At 46.7% G+C, this 16,061-nt stretch carries 16 protein-coding genes; 6 read left to right on the top strand and 10 right to left on the bottom strand.

Annotation, left to right across the window (positions count from 1 at the left end; genetic code table 11):
* Positions 1 to 31 precede the first annotated feature (31 nt).
* Both ACN9MQ_RS12395 and ACN9MQ_RS12390 read left to right on the top strand, forming a co-directional pair.
* Positions 32 to 784, top strand: coding sequence for a glucose 1-dehydrogenase (locus ACN9MQ_RS12395; RefSeq protein ID WP_426021017.1), 753 nt, complete (start codon positions 32 to 34; stop codon positions 782 to 784).
* 136 nt (positions 785 to 920) lie between these two features.
* Positions 921 to 2,126: an NAD(P)/FAD-dependent oxidoreductase gene (locus ACN9MQ_RS12390; protein ID WP_426021018.1), complete on the top strand. Its 1,206-nt coding sequence runs from the start codon at positions 921 to 923 to the stop codon at positions 2,124 to 2,126.
* Between the two features lie 39 nt (positions 2,127 to 2,165).
* On the opposite strand, the gene ACN9MQ_RS12385 is transcribed toward ACN9MQ_RS12390, so the two are convergent.
* Positions 2,166 to 3,062, bottom strand: a complete 897-nt coding sequence (locus ACN9MQ_RS12385) for a helix-turn-helix transcriptional regulator (RefSeq protein ID WP_426021019.1) — start codon at positions 3,060 to 3,062, stop codon at positions 2,166 to 2,168.
* 174 nt (positions 3,063 to 3,236) lie between these two features.
* Between ACN9MQ_RS12385 and ACN9MQ_RS12380 the strand changes: the two genes are divergently transcribed.
* Complete coding sequence (locus ACN9MQ_RS12380; RefSeq protein ID WP_426021020.1) at positions 3,237 to 4,178, top strand: MBL fold metallo-hydrolase; 942 nt, start codon at positions 3,237 to 3,239, stop codon at positions 4,176 to 4,178.
* 106 nt (positions 4,179 to 4,284) lie between these two features.
* Here the strand turns inward: ACN9MQ_RS12380 and ACN9MQ_RS12375 are convergent, their stop codons facing one another.
* Positions 4,285 to 5,052, bottom strand: a complete 768-nt coding sequence (locus ACN9MQ_RS12375) for an alpha/beta fold hydrolase (RefSeq protein WP_086532431.1) — start codon at positions 5,050 to 5,052, stop codon at positions 4,285 to 4,287.
* A gap of 75 nt (positions 5,053 to 5,127) precedes the next feature.
* On the bottom strand, positions 5,128 to 5,949 hold the full coding sequence (locus ACN9MQ_RS12370) for an alpha/beta fold hydrolase (protein ID WP_047955710.1): 822 nt from the start codon (positions 5,947 to 5,949) through the stop codon (positions 5,128 to 5,130).
* Positions 5,950 to 6,089: 140 nt separating this feature from the next.
* Between ACN9MQ_RS12370 and ACN9MQ_RS12365 the strand changes: the two genes are divergently transcribed.
* The gene (locus ACN9MQ_RS12365; RefSeq protein ID WP_025203961.1) at positions 6,090 to 6,569 is read left to right on the top strand and encodes a MarR family winged helix-turn-helix transcriptional regulator; all 480 of its coding nucleotides are present in this window, start codon (positions 6,090 to 6,092) and stop codon (positions 6,567 to 6,569) included.
* 181 nt (positions 6,570 to 6,750) lie between these two features.
* Here ACN9MQ_RS12365 and ACN9MQ_RS12360 read toward each other — a convergent pair whose 3' ends face one another.
* The 4 genes from ACN9MQ_RS12360 to ACN9MQ_RS12345 all read right to left on the bottom strand — a co-directional run bounded on the left by ACN9MQ_RS12360 (position 6,751) and on the right by ACN9MQ_RS12345 (position 10,869).
* Positions 6,751 to 7,899 carry an MFS transporter gene (locus ACN9MQ_RS12360; RefSeq protein WP_279257603.1) on the bottom strand — a complete coding sequence of 383 codons (1,149 nt, stop codon included), beginning with the start codon at positions 7,897 to 7,899 and terminating at the stop codon, positions 6,751 to 6,753.
* Between the two features lie 62 nt (positions 7,900 to 7,961).
* A complete protein-coding gene (gene add, locus ACN9MQ_RS12355) occupies positions 7,962 to 8,945 on the bottom strand; it encodes an adenosine deaminase (protein WP_040017659.1) in 984 nt (327 codons plus the stop codon).
* Complete coding sequence (locus ACN9MQ_RS12350; protein WP_426021021.1) at positions 8,935 to 9,900, bottom strand: nucleoside hydrolase; 966 nt, start codon at positions 9,898 to 9,900, stop codon at positions 8,935 to 8,937. The genes add and ACN9MQ_RS12350 overlap by 11 nt, the downstream gene beginning before the upstream one ends.
* Before the next feature lie 303 nt (positions 9,901 to 10,203).
* Positions 10,204 to 10,869, bottom strand: a complete 666-nt coding sequence (locus tag ACN9MQ_RS12345) for a Crp/Fnr family transcriptional regulator (protein ID WP_063214333.1) — start codon at positions 10,867 to 10,869, stop codon at positions 10,204 to 10,206.
* Positions 10,870 to 11,123: 254 nt separating this feature from the next.
* On the opposite strand from ACN9MQ_RS12345, the gene ACN9MQ_RS12340 reads away from it, so the two are divergent.
* Positions 11,124 to 11,657 carry a hypothetical protein gene (locus tag ACN9MQ_RS12340; protein WP_025203966.1) on the top strand — a complete coding sequence of 178 codons (534 nt, stop codon included), beginning with the start codon at positions 11,124 to 11,126 and terminating at the stop codon, positions 11,655 to 11,657.
* Between the two features lie 317 nt (positions 11,658 to 11,974).
* On the opposite strand, the gene ACN9MQ_RS12335 is transcribed toward ACN9MQ_RS12340, so the two are convergent.
* Positions 11,975 to 12,580 (bottom strand): hypothetical protein, encoded by a 606-nt coding sequence (locus ACN9MQ_RS12335; protein ID WP_063925456.1) that lies wholly within the window; start codon positions 12,578 to 12,580, stop codon positions 11,975 to 11,977.
* A 589-nt stretch (positions 12,581 to 13,169) separates the two neighbouring features.
* Here ACN9MQ_RS12335 and cspE point away from each other — a divergent pair.
* A complete protein-coding gene (gene cspE, locus ACN9MQ_RS12330; RefSeq protein WP_014170400.1) occupies positions 13,170 to 13,382 on the top strand; it encodes a transcription antiterminator/RNA stability regulator CspE in 213 nt (70 codons plus the stop codon).
* 166 nt (positions 13,383 to 13,548) lie between these two features.
* On the opposite strand, the gene ACN9MQ_RS12325 is transcribed toward cspE, so the two are convergent.
* Both ACN9MQ_RS12325 and ACN9MQ_RS12320 read right to left on the bottom strand, forming a co-directional pair.
* Positions 13,549 to 14,805, bottom strand: coding sequence for a mechanosensitive ion channel family protein (locus ACN9MQ_RS12325; protein WP_032678302.1), 1,257 nt, complete (start codon positions 14,803 to 14,805; stop codon positions 13,549 to 13,551).
* Between the two features lie 314 nt (positions 14,806 to 15,119).
* Positions 15,120 to 15,989, bottom strand: a complete 870-nt coding sequence (locus ACN9MQ_RS12320; RefSeq protein WP_063156494.1) for an aldo/keto reductase — start codon at positions 15,987 to 15,989, stop codon at positions 15,120 to 15,122.
* Positions 15,990 to 16,061: the final 72 nt, after the last annotated feature.

The following is a 16,061-nucleotide window of genomic DNA, read 5'->3' as shown; positions in this document are numbered from 1 at the left end:
TGTCTGAGCAGTAATAACAGGAAATATCATCATGAAACAGTTAGACAATAAAGTCGCGTTAATTACCGGAGGCAGTAGCGGTATCGGGCTGGCCACGGCTAAACGGTTTAGTGAAGAAGGTGCAAAGGTGATTATCACTGGCAGGAATGCAGAAACCCTGCAGCAGGCGATGAATGAACTCGGTGACGATAATGCACTGTCAATACAACACGATAACGGTGACATACGAAGCCATGAAAACCTCTTTCGCATTATTAACGAAAAGTACGGCAAGCTGGATGTGATGTTTGCAAATGCTGGCGTTATTGTGCTTTCCGATTTCCCGGCCTCCACCGAAGATGATTTTAATACGCAGTTTGATATCAACGTAAAAGGGACGTTTTTCGCCGTGCAACAGGCCCTCCCGTTAATGTCCGACGGTGGCTCGATAATATTAACGTCCTCCATTGCGCATTATAAAGGGTTAGATGGCCACACTATCTATGCCGCCTCAAAAGCCGCGCTGCGATCTTTTGCCCGCAGCTGGACGACCGACCTTAAAGGTCGTGGGATCCGCGTGAATTGCCTGAGCCCAGGACCCGTCGCCACACCGATTATCAGTAAAATGGGCGTTTCCCTGAGCGATCGCGAGATTTTTGACGCCAGCATCGCAAGTCGTATTCCGTTAGGTCGATTAGGCAAGCCTGACGAGGTGGCCGCGGCAGCGCTGTTTCTTGCATCGGATGAAAGCAGTTTTATTTCGGGTATCGACCTGTCTGTCGATGGCGGGATGGGGCAAATTTAGCGGCGCGCGCAGCGCTGATAAAAAAACATCAAATTTGATTAAAGCACATCAATTTTGCTAGAGCAGGCAGGTTTGACTTTCACTACTCTTGGTGCGGTAACGACATTTTCATTATCCGCTGTTAACAGGTATCGCTATGAAAAAACGTATTATTATTGCCGGTTCGGGTTTTGCAGGTATGTGGGCCGCCATTTCAGCAGCAAGGCTGGTACATATGGAAAAGGCAAATGATCGGATTGAGATTTTTTTGGTTTCTCCGGAACCCGCATTAACCATTCGTCCAAGATTGTATGAAGCCGTACTGGAAAATATGGCACCCTCTATTCTGCGTGTTCTTGAGGCTGCGGGTGTGCACTATATTGCCGGTTATGTCACCAATATTGATGCAGAAAATAAAACTATCTTGGTAAAAAAAGAGAGTGGCGAAACCTCGGTTAATTTTGACAGTTTTGTGCTGGCCACCGGAAGCCAGGCATTTCACCCTGAACTGCCGGGGATCACGGAATACAGTTTTGACGTGAACTCATTGAATGCTGCTCATGAACTGGAGCAACACCTCATGTCGTTATCTTCAGAGCCTTATTCTCCCGCAAGAAATACTGTTGTTGTCGCCGGTGGGGGCCTGACCGGGCTTGAGACCGCCACTGAAATGCCGGAACGCCTCAGAGACCTCTTGGGTTCGGAGCGCCATTTGCAGGTTATTATTGTGGACAGTTCGAACAAAATTGGTCAGGCGATGGGCGAGGATGCCTGTGAGATCATCAATCAGGCGCTGGCCAGTAATGGCGTGACTGTTCGAACGGGCGTCAGAGTGCGCGCAATCAACGCTGAGGGGGTGATGCTTTCGGACGATGAATTTATCCCCAGCAAAACGGTGATATGGACGGCGGGAATGCGGGCCAGCGCGTTAGCCGGGCTCATCCCGGGCGACCACGATAATCTGGGTCGTGTTATAGGGGATGCGTATCTGCGGGCACCTGGCGCCAGGGGTATCTTCGTTACCGGCGATACCGTAAAAGTCCCTACGGATGATGAAGGTAATTATAACGTCATGTCCTGCCAGCATGCGATGAGCCTGGGGCGCGTCGCCGGTCATAACGCGGCAGCAGAAATACTGGGATTACCGCTACATCCTTACAGCCAGCCAAAATATGTTACCTGTCTTGATCTGGGCAAATGGGGGGCGGTCTACACGGAAGGCTGGGATCATCAGGTTATGTACCAGGGCATGGAAGCGAAAAAAATAAAGCAGGAAATTAATACTCAGTGGATTTATCCGCCAGAACCCGACAGAGAGAAAATGTTTTCTGTTGCTAACCCTGATTATATTATTGTTCCGTAACAGGGCATCTCTGTTGATGCTGTCTGGCGGCAGGCAGCATCAACGCGTGTTCTTTTTTTCACGCCATTGACCGGGGGTCAAGCCTGTTATTTTTCTGAAGGCCTGGGTAAATGCATTTTGCGAGCCATAGCCGCTTTCAATGGCAATTTCTGTAATCAGTTTATCGGTGTGTTGTAACTCGTGGAAAGCACGTTCCATTACGCGCTGCTTAAGCCACCCGTACGGGGTTAAGCCGGTACTGTTTTTAAAGGCACGGCAGAAATGAGCGGAGGAAACTCCCAGCTCAAAAGCCAGTGATTTAATTGTGACATCACCTATGGGGCTGTTATCCAGTTTTTCCAGCGCCATTTTTAATGCGCGCGAAGACAATACTCCTTGCGACTGACCTGCGGCTGTCAGCGTGTTGGAGTGGTTTTTTATTAACTGTAATATTAATGACAGTGTTAAGTGCTCGCAGAGCAGTTGGTTAATTTTGTTATTGTCCGAAATGATTTCCGCAACGGCCAGCGTAATTTTTGATGCCGTCTCATCAAAATGCGCTGTGCGTAAGAGTAACTCTGCAGTGGGTATCTCCATTTGATTCAGAAGATCGGCGAAAATATTATCAGGAATATATAAATGCATAACATCTACAAGACCAGCAATATCCCAGCGAGACGTACTTCCCTGAGGAATTGTCGTGATGGCGCCTTTCCGGATCGTGTTTTTAACGATTTTATTTTCTGTTTTTCGCTCAACACGTTGCATATGTCCAACGTGAGCAATAATCACATGTTGATCGAGTGGCGGGATAGTTTCATGCAATGGCCCATGCGGCCAGTGATAACAGCGAATTTGCAGCGCATCTCCACTGTCTATGCCTAATTCAGGTCGGTTCTTTAATACCTGAGCCATTTTATGAACGGCATCGTCAAGAGGAATGTCATGATTTTTCATGAGTATACCTGTTAATAACAGTGGGCATCATAAGAGTATAGCGATGTTTTAACCCTGTTTCATTGTGTTCTGTCTGCATGTTTATTTTTGATGATGGGAAATAACAGAGGGGGAAAAGTCATTTCTACGGTGTGTATACCCTTAAATCGATTAATTATGTTGTCTGGAGGAAATATGGCGATATCTAAGAATGATGCAGCGTCGTTAGCACCTGTTAATGGTACCTCGCATGTGGAAGCCGTTTATGAAAAGGTGCCATCACGTTATGCACTACAGGTCGGTAAGATTGATGTTCTGGTGATCAGTGACGGCGTGTTGTCATTACCTGGACCCATGTTGGGTCATAACGCGGAGGCCTCCGAACGTACCCACTGGTTTGAAGATAAGTTTCTGCCTGCCGATTTTCTCGACTGGGCATTAAATGTGGTTCTCGTGCGTAGCGGGGAGCGGACGATCCTGGTTGATGCAGGGATGGGGGAGGCTTTCCCTGATTTACCCCGCGCCGGTCGAACGGTTAACCGCCTGGCGTCAGCGGGGATAGATCTTGCCAGCGTCACGGATGTGATTATCACGCATCTGCATATGGATCACGTTGGTGGGCTGCTTATTGAGGGGGTGAAAGCGCGCATGCGGTCAGACCTTCGCATTCATGTCGCTGCTGCTGAGGTGGAATTTTGGCGTGACCCCGATTTTTCACAGGTTTCCATGCCGCCTGGTTTCCCGGAAGCACTGCGCCAAACCGCTACCCAATTTTTGCAAGCGTACCAGACTCAACTGCATACATTCGAAGAGGAATACGAGGTTGCACCCGGCGTGCGTGTTGTTCGTACAGGCGGGCATACTCCCGGACACAGCGTGGTAAGGCTGGCCTCTGAGGGGGAACGACTCACCTTTGCCGGCGATGTTATTTTCCAGGTTGGGTTTGAACATCCTGACTGGTTCAATGGTTTCGACCATTATCCCGAAGAAGCGGCACAGTTTCGCATTCGTCTGTTGCAGGAACTGGCAGATAACAGGGAGTCATTGATCGCTACTCATCTCTCATTCCCGTCTGTCTGCCATGTTGCTGTCGACGGCGATACGTTCCGTTGCATTCCGGGTCCCTGGGATTATTAAGAATACCGCTGACATCATTTTCACGGATACCGGCAGGAACATAAGAGGCATTACTTATACGGCCATCCCTCAGATGAGGGATGGCGTTCAGGGGGGAGAGCGATGTTTACTTCGCCGCTTCCTCAATAAGTGTGGCGACATCCTGCGGATGAGAAACCATCACGACATGGGATGCGCCCTTGATCACCACGGTGTGTTTTGAGCCCGCGCGTTCAGCCATGAATCGCAAACCCTGGGCGGGGATATTCTTGTCGCCGTCACCGTAAATGAAGTAAGAGGGCAGTTTTTTCCAGGCAGGCGCACCTGACTTTTCAGTTAAAGCCGCTTCGGTAATCGGTCTTTGCCCTGCGGCCATCAGCGCCGCCTCTTTAGCTGAAACGTCATGTGCGAATTGCTGGTGGAACTTCGCCTGGTCGATGGAGAGATCGACGCTACCATCAGCCAGCTTCACCGGTGCGGCGAGCGCCTGGCCAAGCGTGCCGCCAGGATATTTTCCGGCCAGGTCGGCTGCCGCTTCACCGGCATCCGGAGCAAATGCGGCGACATACACCAGCGATTTCACATTGTTTGTATCACGGGCCGCGTTCGTAATGACCTGGCCACCATAGGAATGGCCGACAAGGACGACCGGTCCCTTAATATTGTTCACCACGGAAGAGACGTAAGCCGCATCAGTCGAAACACTGCGCAGCGGATTCGCCGCAGCGACGACGTTATACCCGTCCTTTTGCAGGATTTGGGTAACGCCATTCCAGCTAGAAGAGTCGGCAAAGGCACCATGAACCAGGACAACAGTCGGCTTAGTGGTTTCTGCGATAGCGCTGGCAGACAGCAAAACGGTGGCAACGGCAAGGGAGGCAGCAAATTTGGACATGATCGTTCCTCTTTTCAATTCAGTTTAAAGGCTATGCGTATGATGGTTGCGGCCTGTCTGGAACAGGCCACCTTGTTAGCTGCGAATAAAGGCCAGTACGTCAGCGTTAAAGCGATCGGCTTCTGTCTCCGCCAGTCCATGTGAACCGCCGGCATATATTGTCAGCGTTGCATTCTCGACGATCTCAGCGGCGCGGTGTGCGGATGCCTTAATGGGGACAATCTGGTCGTCGTCGCCATGAATAATCAGGGTAGGGCGATCAATCTGCTGCAGGTCGTGTGTGTAATCGACTTCAGAGAACTCATGGATGCAGTCATATTGCCCCTTAATACCGCCCTGCAGGCCGATTCTGCGGAAGTTTTCCCGCAACCCGTCATTGGTGGGGACATGGTCACGGTTGAAGCCATAGAACGGAACCGTCAGGTCGAAGTAAAACTGTGAGCGGTTTTTGGCCGTGCCTTCGCGGATGGCATCAAACACCTCCATTGGGGTGCCGTCAGGATTGGCATCCGTCCGGAGCATCAGAGGAGGGACTGCGCCGACCAGAACGACTTTAGCCACACGTGAGGTACCATGACGACCGATATAATGTGCAACTTCGCCGCCCCCTGTTGAGTGACCCACTAAAATCAGATCCTTCAGATCCAGCGCCTCAATCAGCTCAGCGAGATCGTCCGCATACTGATCCATATTGTTACCGTGGAAAGTCTGGTCCGAACGCCCGTGGCTGCGACGGTCGTGTGCGATGACCCGGAACCCCTTCTGGCTGAAAAACAGCATCTGCTGATCCCAGGCATCAGACGATAACGGCCATCCATGAGCGAAGAGGATAGGCTGACCTGAACCCCAGTCTTTGTAGAAAATGCCTGTTCCGTCTGTGGTGGTGAAAGTTGTCATTTCGTTCTCCTGTCATGTGTTGTGCTATTAGTTTGTGTACGACTTGTTTGTGTGCAAATTAATATGGCAGCCCTTTTTGCCTTTGTCAATCGCTTGCAATTAAATCGTATGCAAATTATTTTAGGGGGACTGGAGGACATATGACTAAACACACTACTTCCGAGGATTCCCTGCCCGATGTGCACGGTATGCTCTGTTTCTCTCTTTACTCAGCGGGACATGCTTTTACCCAGCTCTATCGTCCCATGCTCGATAAGCTTGGCCTGACCTATCCCCAGTATCTGGTGATGGTCACCTTGTGGAATCAGGATGGGCGAACAGTGAAGGAACTGAGTGGAATTCTTTTTCTTGAGTCCAGCACGCTGACCCCTTTACTGAAACGGCTGGAGACTGCGGGGTTGATCACCCGGACACGCAATCCGAAGGATGAGCGCGAAGTGCTTATCCACCTAACGGAGAAGGGTGAGGCGCTGAAAAGCGAGACCAGCACTATCACGCGCTGTATTGTGGATACCCTTGGGATGGACGCCGACATCATTGCTGACATCAAAGCATCAGTTGATAAGATCCGTGACAAGATCCACCGTGCGCAGAAACCGGACGCCGATGACCTATCCTGATTGAGGCGGATTCGGGTTCCTGATAAGTGTACGTCTGGTGACTGACAAGACAGGTACCGGGGAGTTACTTTGCTTTAACTGCCGGGGTGGGCGGGTGCAATGTCCGCTGCGCCCCGAAGCGACTCTTCAACAGCGTTCATGCACTGCTGTAAAGAATATTGACTTACCCATTGTTGTTTATTCACTGGCGGTTCAGTTTTGGCAATAACACAAAAAGCAAAAATGACAGTAAGAACATGGCGGTGACTGACATGGCAAGAGGGGTGAGCCCACCCGTAATAAAATGTCCAGTTATGAGTGACCCCAGCGCAGTCGTTATGAAGGTGAGGAAAATCATAAGCGCAGATCCTCTGGCATCATTACTGCCTGCAGAAACGATACCCCTGTAGAAGGCGACGGGGCCCCTTAACCCCAGCGCAAAACCCATTGGCGTAAAGAGTATGGTCATAACAAAAGCCCGGCTTCCGTTCAGGAAACCATATCCCGATAGCGCGAAGGCGCTGAGCAATGCCATAAGCGTGCCGGCAAGAATTACTTTTTCATGGCTAAAACGTTCAGCCAACCCCGGAGAAATGTTGGCGGCGATGATGTAACCTCCTACGTTCAACATTTGCATAAGGATGAAGTCATTCAGGTTCCCGCCCATGGAAAGGATAATGACGCTTGGTGCTCCGAATACGAACGTTATCAGACCGCCAACGGCCAAAGCCTGGCTCAATGCATAGCGAAGATAAACAGCATTTTTCAATAATTGTACGTACGTTCCAGGCGTGTGCTGGCCTGGGTTTCGTTCTGGTCCCTTTGCAAACCTTATCATTACAGCTAAAGCCATCGTCAGTACGCCCAGAGAGATAAACGTGATTCTCCAGTTAAAGAACTGCAGGATAAGTGTACCTACTACAGGGGCTATCGCCGGAACTAATGCCTGTATGCTCCCTAACAATCCAATTGCCCGGGCTGCCTTCCGATGAGGAAACAAACCTCTAATAAATCCAGGGATGAAAACTGATGCTGCAGCAGAAGCCATCCCTTGTATAAATCGTAATATTAAAAGAAGTGTTATTTCTGGAGCATACGCGCAACCAAAAGAAGTTAGTGAAAATAAAAGTAGCGCAAAGAAGAGCATCCTGATTTTGCTGAAGCGATCGGCCAGGTTACCAAATAGTAATAAACCACAGGCATTACCTGCTACATATATGGAGAGTATCCTTTGTGATATCTCCGATGAGATATTAAAGACTGTAGCAAAAAGTGGAATAGCAGGCAAAACCATATCGGTGCCGGCGGCGGTAGACATCGCACAGAGTATTAGATAAAAAAATGTGGTCATGTTATTTCATATTCGATGTAATGAGCGCTCATGCCTGTTGTTTAAATGTATGTCTAGGATTATCACCCCGTAAGATTGGCTTTGAGTTGTTTCTTCAGCGGTAGCGAGGCAAAACATGCGTCAATAGCATTGATATTGCAAACCAGAAATTCTTCTGTGTCCCATCCAAAAACATGATGTAATAGTTGATATTCTTTATCCAGTGAGGTGTTGGCAACGGTTCTGGCATCAGTATTAATGCTTAATGAAATGCCTTCACGAAAAAGCGCATTAACAGGGTGCTCTTCAATGGAAGGATAAATATTACAGACAATGTTACAACCCGGGCAAATCTCCAGATGGATATGCTCTTCAAGCAACCGATCTAGTGTCGCTCTGTCAGCAATGCTTCTGACGCCATGTCCGATGCGAGAAACTTTCAGTTTATTAAGCGTTTCATTTACGCTGACGAAATCCTTAGCCTCTCCTGCATGTGCGATACAGTTGCCTCCATGCTGGCGTACATAATTAAACGCCTCAACATGGTTATCCAGCGGGTAGCGGGCTTCATCAGCTGCAAGGTCAAGCGCGACAACCCCATAATGCAGGTATTTTGTCACCAGTCTTGCCGTCTCAAGGCTCTGTTCTGCCGTAAAATGACGCAGTGTACATAATATTAAATTGGCTTTGATATCAAAAATATGGCTATTTATCTGCATGGCATCCAGGACGGTTTCAATGACCTCTTCAGCCGTAAGATATTGATTAAGATGTAAGAGTGGCGCAAAGCGTAACTCAGCATAAATTACCCCATCAGCATGGAGTTGATCAAACATGTCTTCGACGGCCTGACGTAATGCAGTGTGGGTTTGTAATAAGCTCAGCTGCGGAGAAATTCTTCTTAAAAAATCTCCCAGGTCAGTACATTGACTCGGTGCGATAAAATTCGACTGAAATACTTTAAGATTCAGTGCAGGCATCAGCATTTTTGCGCAATGATAGCTAATACAAGTATCCAAATGAACGTGAAGCTCAATTTTCGGAATCCTTCGGGAATTAAAATGCATCTAAAGTTCCTCTATACATCATTGCGGAGTCTGCGAGTAACGAGAATAATTTCTCTTTGAACATACCACTTTTTATTTTAAGTATAATTCTGGCATTGGGTGCTTTCCCTGTAAGGTTTGTCGCATCGATAACATAATGTCCATACGATGACTCACATTTGTACTCCACCCAGGAATAACGGGAAAACGCCTCCTCAACAATATCAGGAAAAAGCGCTACTGCCATGGTGGTGGGGTCTGGCAAATCAAAACCCTTGCGTACCGTTCGGCCTGCATTAAACTCCATCAAGGATTTGTTGCATCTTACGGCGAACTGACCCAAGGGGCTCAGTTGATTGAGGTATGCTATATCATCTTCATTAATGAAAGCTTCTCCCATGCCTATTTCCCACCCAACGACTGTCATAGGGAGCCCTGATTGCATCACTATATTTGCGGCTTCCGCATCAACAAAAAAATTGAACTCAGCCAGAGGCGTGATATTTCCCGAAGTAAGGCCGGCACCGCCCATGATATAAACATGTTTAATTTTTTTCGCAAGCGTTGGTTCCTTCAGTACTGCCATTGCCAGATTAGTCAGAGGTCCCAGGATAACGATCTCAAGTTCACCTTTGAATTTTTCTGCATAAAGAAGAATCGCATCTACCGCATGAAGTGATTCCGACTTTAGGGTGGTGGGGGGATTTTCCATATTACCCATACCATCTTTGCCATGAATATGGTGAGAAGTGAAGTGGGTTTTAAAAAGCGGCTTTGTCATTCCGGAAAATACAGGAGGAGCATATGTTCCAGCTTTTTCAATACTCACTAATGCGTTTTGAACACACTGTTCGATCTCACAGTTACCAACGACTACTGTGATTGCTTCAACCCTAACGGTACGCTCTCTGAGTGCCATCACAATAGCGACTGCGTCATCAGAAGCGGTATCAGTATCAATAAGTAATTTTCTCATAGTATTTCTCTCAGAAGGAAGCTTGTCACGAGATAAGATGACGAACAATGCATCCAAAAAAAAGGACATCTATCTCTTTTTAGTGGACATGCCAGTCGGTCTCGCTTCAATAACGATTAGTATTCTGAGCGCTAACTTCGCTAAGATATTTGTGAAAAAATCGCGCGCCATAGTTTTTATATATGGTTAGTGCTTTTATAAAATAAAAAACTTGTGATTAAAAAAGGCTTCATATAAATGAACCATCTTCCGATGGCGTTGAAAGCGGCTGTGGTAGAATGTGGTGCGAAGGTTATTTGCAGATTACTCTGGCTTTAATAATTCACTGTCTTTCACTATAATCGTTTTATTCTTGAGTTCTATGATTTGATTTTCTTGTAACTCTGCTAAAACTCGATTGAGATGTCTCACCGAAATGGAAAGAAATGAGGCGACCAATTCTCTTCGCTCAAGCCTGATAACGGAACCATGTTTATTATATTCATTCATGAGGTAATTTGACACTCTCTGTAATGAACTTAAACACATAGTGGTTTTTAATTGAGAAGAGATGAGTAATTTATTTGCAAGTTGTTTGCAAAGGAAACGAAGAAAAACTGGCTCATTTAATCCAATAGTATTTATATAGTTAAGTGAAAAATAAACTATCGTTGACGTCTTAAGGATCTTTACTGTACTCAGATTTCTGCTGGTGCTATCATGTTGGAAAATTTCAATGGCACCAATCACAGAGAGAGGTTCTTCTATACAAAAAGTAATATCTTTACCATCTTTAGATAAATGCTCTATTTGTACCTTACCTTTAATTAAACAGTAAACTCCCGATGGGGAATCTCCTTGGTGGAGTAAAATCTCTCCCTTATTAAAAATCAGTAATTTAGCTCTGCTGAGTATGTCATCTGGTAAAATGAATTTAAGTTTAGAGTTCAGAATGTCAGAATGTGATAAATCTATTTGTAATGATTTCATAAAGGTGACTCAACGCTTTGTTTGTGAATTATTATAGATTGCGCATGAAATAATCTCAAGTCATATGCCTGGCATCCCCAGGTTAACCTGTCAGCGATGATATTTCTGGCGCATCTATACCATTTTCTCAAATCGTCATCAACTCTTATAATAAAACTCCTTTCGAAAAAAGGACATGCGTCCTTTTTTTTCGATAAAGCGTTTTTTATACTCCAGGTAAATGGTCTGAGAGTTATTTTATTTGGGGCGGGTTTATGCATTCAGCAACCACTATCGTTACTTTTAGCGGCAAGAAAATTGATTTTCTTAATCTCAGTATAAATGATATAGATATAATTGATATCGCTAAGGGCTTGTCAAATGAATGCCGTTTTGGTGGGCAATGCGAAAGTTTCTATTCAGTGGCTCAGCATTCCGTTCTGGTAAGTTATTTAACGCCAGTGCATTTGGCTCTGGAAGGGCTTCTTCATGATGCCACCGAGGCTTACATAAAAGATTTCCCTTCTCCTTTAAAAAAATGTATGCCGCAGTATATAAACCTTGAGAAAGAAATTGAGTCATTGATCAGAGTGAAATTTAATATTTCCTCCTGTAAAGCCTCAGAAGTTAAGCATGCTGATCGGATCATGCTCGCTACTGAAGCGAGGGATCTGGGTATGGAAAAGGTATTAGACTATCCTTCCCTGCGAGATATATCACCATCGGTTATAATTAAAGTCGTTCCGATGCTACCGAAAGCGGCATTTAGTGCATTTCTTGAGAGATTCGCCGAATTAATAGAGCGTTAAGATGTTAGTCTGCGAATTCACATATAATCACGTGAATTTTTGCTGCGAGGGAGATTGACTTCACCATTAAAAATCTGAAGAAGAGATTTTTGATGTTGTTTTTTTATCTTCATCTGTTCAACGACTATTGATTCTTTTTCACTTTATAAGGGCATTACCTGAACACGGAGCACGCGGATGGCGTTAAGAGAGATGTAACGTATTATATTGGGCGCTACAACGTTTGCTTTTGAGAATAGAAGTCCGCTCTCCCTGTGGCGTTCAACTCATCGTCACAGGAAGATTGGCGTGTTTATCGTGCTCTCTAAATACCAGAATCATTTCTGGCGGGGAAGCGACCGGAAAGAGCAGTAGTACCCTACAGATGCTATAAGGCAGAGCATATACCCGAATGACTCGCTGCCTTCCTCCACGACATTTTTGACCACCCTGACGTAGCTTTGATCAAGTATCGCGTACCATAACCCGTGCATTCCAAACAGTCGGGAGAAGACCAGGACTGCCAACAGACCACTGAGCATCACGCCGTACCACGGGGTACGGGTATAGTCTGCCAGTTGCGTAAGGGTAAGACGATAATGCATAACGGGATAAAGCAAAGCGCAAACGGCGGAAAGCAGTGCAAACCATACCCAACTTCCGTGAGCCAGAAGATCGAAAAATGCATCCAGTTCTCGAATCAGCATGGAGAGGAAAAAGCCGCCAATCAGGATGTTGCAATAGCGCATGAATGCCCATTTCTTCGCCAGCAGGAAGTGTATAAATACGATGCCCCCTAAAACTGTTTCCTGCACAATTTCGGTCAGCGATATCTCCGGTATATCCAGATTAAATAAATAGATATCCGCCCACAGGCAAAGCACGGGCACAGTGCAGGCTGCTGACGCGAAGAGAAAGAAGAAAAAGCTTTTGAGCACAGACATTAACACCACCACTTTCATTCAAAACACTTATGATAAGTGGCTTCGAACGAAAATCTATTTCACTTTGTGCGCTATAGGCATGAATTTTAAGCATTTTGAGCTACTTAGCGAGGGCGCATTACCTTTCCACCTCAGACTTCAGCCTTGCATCAGAAATCCAGGTGGAAAGTCGCCTGAGCGATGTAATCCCATGCCACACGAGATCAGCCTCTGGTTGAGCAGTCACGCGCATACGATGACCCATCATCAGACGAGTATCCACCCTCAAAAGGGGCGGTATGCTTTAGCTAAACAGGGCGTGAATACGCTGCGCCAGCGCCTTAATTTCCATAGCCATTCAGCCGTCCGGGTGTTTAAGTGGTTATAATAAAAAATAAAAACTTTGCTTAAAAAATTTTTCTGTGCCTAAATAGCGTCATCGGTTTGGAATACAGACCTTATTAAAGCAGTTTAGTAAAGCAGTCCTCAGTTCAGGTGTTATCAATAGATACTCTTCTTCGTGAGCCTCCTCCTAAGTGCCAAATAAGTTACTCTCTAAATACAGGCCATCATCGCCGCGCTTAGTGGCTCAAAAAATAAGGAATTATCTATGTCTAATAAAATGACTGGTTTAGTAAAATGGTTTAACTCTGATAAAGGTTTTGGCTTTATCACTCCTGACGACGGCAGCAAAGATGTATTCGTACACTTCTCTGCTATTCAGAGCGACAGCTACAAATCTCTTGATGAAGGCCAGAAAGTGTCCTTCACCATTGAAAATGGCGCTAAAGGCCCAGCAGCGGGTAACGTTTCTCCGCTGTAAGTCGCGCACATTGTCGGTAAGCCTTACGATAGCGATGAAGACGCGAGTCTGAGCAGTTAAGCTTCACCGATAATAAAAAAACCCGCCGAGTGCGGGTTTTTTTATGGCTTCAGGATGGTGATAGGCTGTCTATTATTCCGTTTGACCGGCCTGTTTTCAAAAAAGCTTAACCTTCACCCGGAGGTGGGGTGCGGTCCCGAAGGCTGTGTTCCTGTGATAAACGCCAGAAATCATGTCCTGCCGGATACTGATATAAGCGGAGCGAGAATTGACCGGCGACAGCCGTGATGTATTCAAATATCGCTGACTGAGTATTTTCATACTCCATCCACAGTACGGAAGAGGTAAAGCAATAAATTTCCAGGGGAATACCCGACGGCGTAGGCTTCAACGTTCTCACCACAATATACATATCTTTGATAATATCAGGCCGATCGGCGAGCCAGGCCATCAGGTAGTGCCGAAAGAGCGTTAAATTTGTCAGGCCATTATCCATAAACCAACTGTCCGGTACGCCCAGGGGATCACGCCCGTCGATGAGTTTTGCCAGTGGTTCATTCGTGCCGCGCAGGGCCAGCATCGGGGCCAGCGTTTCCTGCGTGAGAAATGTAACGGAGTGCTGATCGATCGTGGTGCTGCGCATAATCCGGCGCGCGCCTGACGAAAACATGGCCTGCCAGTTGGTATACGTTTCGGTCAGAAAGTTTTTGGTCGGGATACGCGAGATCGTGTTATCCCAGTTACGGATAGTAATGGTGTGCAGCGCAATGTCGGTCACTTCGCCACTCAGGTTTTTATCGGGCATTTCAATCCAGTCCCCCAACTGCAGGACGTCATTTGACGAAAGCTGGATATTGGCAACGAGCGAAAGCAGGGTATGCTGAAAGACTAACATCAGCACGGCCGCCACGGCCCCGAGGCTGGAAATAATAATCGCGGGGGATTTATTCGACATGACGGCAAGGATCATGATCGCGGCGATGACGTGAATAAATATTTTCCCTATCTGGATATAGCCTTTGATAGAGTGATTTTTACGCTTCGTCTTGCGTAAATATGAGCTGTTGACAATATCCAGCATCTCATTGAAGAAAACCGACAGAAAAATAAAGAATAGAATCCCACAAATGGTATTTATTGCCGTCACCAGCGATGCTGGCATATTGGGCATAAACTGCAGGACGTAATAAACGATAATAACCGGAATGAAATTCGACAGCTTTTCGGCTATGCGGCGATCTTTTTCCAGCGGGACATCCTGTTTATGGCTGGCAAAGAAGACCTTACGAACGATTTTTATGAGCAGGAATTTGCACATCAGGTGCGCAAAGAAACCTGAGATGACCAACAGAATAAGATTAAATCCAATGGCCAGAGCCGGATTGCTTTCTATAAATGTTAATAAATAATCCAAGTACACCATCGCTTATCGCCTGAATAAGTATGCCATTTTGTATTAACCTTATTCAAAAGATAAATACAAAGATTTAACCAAATCATATAATGGCATATCCGGTACAGACAAGTCCACGGCCTGAATCCTAAGTCGCACAGACCTATTTTGTTTCGGTCGGTAACTTTATTTCCAGAACCGTTCCAGGCAATAAAAGCAGACGATGCCCACCTTCAGCATCTGGATCGCTAAAACATATATCCTCTCCCTGTTCGGTACCGAAGCAGGGAGAGGGGCGTAACATTCTCTGCAGAAGTGGAAGAGGGTGGCACGCCGCGTCGCGCTTAGTCGTGGATTTTTACACCCAGACACCCGCGAACAAACTCAGGGTTAAAGTGTTTAACCGCATCGCCAACATAGCCTAAGTCGAGCGAACTGATTTGCGCCATTTCGGCATCAGTCAGAGAGAAGTCCCAGATAGCCAGGTTCTCTTCAATCCGGTTCTGGTGCGTGGATTTAGGAATGACGGTAACGCCACGTTGCACATTCCAGCGCAGAATGATCTGAGCGATGGTTTTTTGATGCGCTTCGGCAATCCCCTTGAGCATTTCATTTTCGTACGGTTTGTGCCTTCCGCCGCCAAGTGGTGCCCAGGCTTCTGGCTGAACGTTGTAATATTTCATGGTCTCGAGCGCGTCAGATTGCGCAAAGTAAGGGTGTAATTCCACCTGATTTACCATGGGCTTAATTCTGACCGTTTCACAGAAGTTGGTGAGCACGTGGGCGTAGAAATTAGACACGCCAATCGCTTTTAGCTTTCCGGCATCATACGCATCTTCCAAAGCCCGCCACGCGCTGAAATAATCACGCATTGCCTGATGCAATAAGTAGAGATCGAAATAGTCTAATCCCGATTTTTTTAACGAGGCCTCAATACCTGCTTTGGCGGTCTCGTAGCTTGCCATGTCCTGCACCCACAGCTTAGAGGTAATAAATAACTCCTCGCGGGTACACAGACCTTCAGCGATGGCTTCACGAACGGCATCGCCCACGGCGTCTTCATTGCCGTACACTGCTGCGGTATCAATGAGGCGATAGCCTGTACGAATGGCGCTCAGCACTGACTGTTTACATTCTTCTTTATCGGTGACCTGAAAAACACCAAAACCCGCCATCGGCATTCTGAGGTTGTTGCTTAATACTGTATATTCCACTGAAGAGTTCCTCCACCCTGTTTAGACACCATTCAAAAGTATAAACAGAACCACGACGACCCCGTGGTAATC

Source organism: Enterobacter sp. R-25, from assembly GCF_049913205.1.
Classification (GTDB): domain Bacteria; phylum Pseudomonadota; class Gammaproteobacteria; order Enterobacterales; family Enterobacteriaceae; genus Enterobacter; species Enterobacter ludwigii.
This window is presented reverse-complemented; position numbering and strand designations above follow the sequence as displayed.

Coding starts and splice junctions, on each gene's coding strand:
- ACN9MQ_RS12395 (WP_426021017.1), top strand. CDS start 32: ATGAAACAGTTAGACAATAAAGTCGCGTTAATTACCGGAGGCAGTAGC.
- ACN9MQ_RS12360 (WP_279257603.1), bottom strand. CDS start 7,899: ATGACCACATTTTTTTATCTAATACTCTGTGCGATGTCTACCGCCGCC.
- ACN9MQ_RS12325 (WP_032678302.1), bottom strand. CDS start 14,805: ATGGTGTACTTGGATTATTTATTAACATTTATAGAAAGCAATCCGGCT.
- cspE (WP_014170400.1), top strand. CDS start 13,170: ATGTCTAATAAAATGACTGGTTTAGTAAAATGGTTTAACTCTGATAAA.
- ACN9MQ_RS12370 (WP_047955710.1), bottom strand. CDS start 5,949: ATGACAACTTTCACCACCACAGACGGAACAGGCATTTTCTACAAAGAC.
- ACN9MQ_RS12335 (WP_063925456.1), bottom strand. CDS start 12,580: ATGTCTGTGCTCAAAAGCTTTTTCTTCTTTCTCTTCGCGTCAGCAGCC.
- ACN9MQ_RS12390 (WP_426021018.1), top strand. CDS start 921: ATGAAAAAACGTATTATTATTGCCGGTTCGGGTTTTGCAGGTATGTGG.
- ACN9MQ_RS12340 (WP_025203966.1), top strand. CDS start 11,124: ATGCATTCAGCAACCACTATCGTTACTTTTAGCGGCAAGAAAATTGAT.
- ACN9MQ_RS12365 (WP_025203961.1), top strand. CDS start 6,090: ATGACTAAACACACTACTTCCGAGGATTCCCTGCCCGATGTGCACGGT.
- ACN9MQ_RS12380 (WP_426021020.1), top strand. CDS start 3,237: ATGGCGATATCTAAGAATGATGCAGCGTCGTTAGCACCTGTTAATGGT.
- ACN9MQ_RS12350 (WP_426021021.1), bottom strand. CDS start 9,900: ATGAGAAAATTACTTATTGATACTGATACCGCTTCTGATGACGCAGTC.
- ACN9MQ_RS12345 (WP_063214333.1), bottom strand. CDS start 10,869: ATGAAATCATTACAAATAGATTTATCACATTCTGACATTCTGAACTCT.
- ACN9MQ_RS12375 (WP_086532431.1), bottom strand. CDS start 5,052: ATGTCCAAATTTGCTGCCTCCCTTGCCGTTGCCACCGTTTTGCTGTCT.
- ACN9MQ_RS12385 (WP_426021019.1), bottom strand. CDS start 3,062: ATGAAAAATCATGACATTCCTCTTGACGATGCCGTTCATAAAATGGCT.
- add (WP_040017659.1), bottom strand. CDS start 8,945: ATGCATTTTAATTCCCGAAGGATTCCGAAAATTGAGCTTCACGTTCAT.